Raw genomic sequence first — 2068 nt, forward strand, 5'->3', positions numbered from 1 at the left:
GCTGCTCCATATAGCCGAAGGTCAGCGTCACGCGCATGAACAGCTCGTTGACCGTCTCCAGCTTGACGCGTTCGCTGTCCGGCACCACCGGCTGCGGCGCGGTCACCACCGACAGGATGACGTTCTTTTCGTGCAGCACCTTGTAGTGTTTCAGGCTGTGCATCAGTGCCGTCGGCGCGCTCAGCGGGTCGCTGGTCAGGAACACCGCGGTGCCCGACACAAGCTGCGGCTTCTTCTTCAGGAGATTCGCCGCCAGGAAATCGAGTGGGATCTCGTTGCGGCGGGTCTTGTCGAACAGGTAGCGGCTGCCGCGCACCCAGGTCCACATGCCGAGGATGATGGCGAAGGCTACCGCGAGCGACGCCCAGCCGCCCTCGAACACCTTGACGATGTTGGAGGCGAAGAAGCCGATGTCGATCAGCGCGAAAACCACTGTCAGAGCGACGGCAGGCCAGATGTTCCATCTCCAGATGCGGGCCATGACGATGAACAGCAGCGTCGTCGTCACCAGCATGTTGCCGGTTACCGAGATGCCGTAAGCCGAGGCGAGCTTGCTGGATTCGCCGAAGCCGACCACCAGCAGCATCACCACCAGCGCCAACAGCATGTTGACGCGCGGCATATAAACCTGGCCGGACTGCTTTTCGGACGTATGGAGAATCTCGAGCCGCGGCAACATGTTGAGCTGCACCGCCTGCCGGGTCAGCGAATAGGCGCCGGAGATCACGGCCTGGCTTGCAATGACAGTCGCCGCCGTTGCCAGCACGACCATCGGAACAAGCGCCCAGCCTTCGTTCATTTCGAAGAACGGGTGGCCGACAGTGCCGCCCTTGGCAAGCACATACGCGCCCTGCCCGGCATAGTTCAAAAGCAGGCAGGGAAACACGATGGCAAGCCATGCCAGCACGATCGGCTTGCGGCCGAAATGGCCGAGGTCGGCATAGAGCGCCTCGGCGCCGGTAACCGCCAGGAAGACGGCACCGACGGTGACGAAGGACACGTCGGGCGAATTGATGAAGAAGGCCACGATGTAATGCGGGCTTATCGCCCACAGGATTTCCGGATCAGCGATGATGTGCTTCAGACCGGAAAGGCCGATGGCGAGAAACCAAATGGCGGTGACCGGGCCGAACACCAGGCCGACACCGCCGGTGCCGAAGCGCTGGACCGCGAACAGCACTGCTAGGATCAAAAGCGTCAGCGGCACGACATAGGGCTGGAAGGCCGGTGTGACGACATTCATGCCCTCGACAGCCGAAAGCACGGAGATGGCCGGCGTGATGACGGCATCGCCGAAGAACAGGGAGGCGCCCACGATGCCGATGCCAAGCACGATCGCCGAACGCGTCGGGAAAGTTCCGCGCGCCAGGGCCATCAGGGACAGCACGCCGCCCTCGCCGCGGTTGTCGGCGCGCAGCACGAACATGATGTACTTCACGGTCACCGTGATCGTGAGCGACCATATGATCAGCGACAACACGCCCAGAATGTCGGCGCGGTTCGCGACATCACCGCCGGAAGAGGCGTGCAGCGCCTCGCGGAATGCATAGATCGGGCTGGTGCCGATGTCGCCATAGACAACGCCCAGCGCGCCAAGCATGAGCACCTTCGTGCTGTGCTGCTCAATTTCCGCGTGGCTCGATTGGTCGGCGGGTTCTGCGTCTGCACCACCATTGGCAAGGGCCATGGACGACACTCCGATAAAATGCGCGGTGCTCTACGCTTGCTGCAGTGCAATATCAAGTGCCCCAGCGTTAGGGCTCCCATGCCGCCGACGCAAGGCTTTCGGTATACGCAACGGCCGGCTCATTCATCCGGCGGATCTCGTCAGATCGCGACCTGGGTGCCGATTTCAACGACGCGTCCGGTCGGGATCTGGAAATACTCAGTGGCATCCGCAGCCGAGCGTGCCAGGCTGATGAACAGCCGGTCCTGCCAGACCGGCATGCCGGAATTGGGCGAAGCCTTCAGCGAGCGCCGCGACAGGAAGAAGGACGTCGTCATAATGTCGAACTTCCAGCCCTGCTTGCGGCAGATGGCCAAGGCGCGCGGAATGTTGGGCTGCTCC

Annotated in this window: 1 protein-coding gene and 1 pseudogene; both read right to left on the minus strand. The window is 62.4% G+C overall.

What is annotated here, in order from left to right:
- The coding region (locus tag EOA23_RS34145) for a potassium transporter Kup (RefSeq protein WP_145966592.1) at positions 1-1687 on the minus strand (1687 nt) is incomplete at its 3' end.
- Between the two features lie 140 nt (positions 1688-1827).
- A pseudogene (gene trkD, locus EOA23_RS34150) lies at positions 1828-2068 on the minus strand (potassium transporter Kup); the annotation flags it as partial.

Source organism: Mesorhizobium sp. M2A.F.Ca.ET.042.01.1.1, assembly GCF_003997405.1.
In the GTDB taxonomy this organism is placed as follows: domain Bacteria; phylum Pseudomonadota; class Alphaproteobacteria; order Rhizobiales; family Rhizobiaceae; genus Mesorhizobium.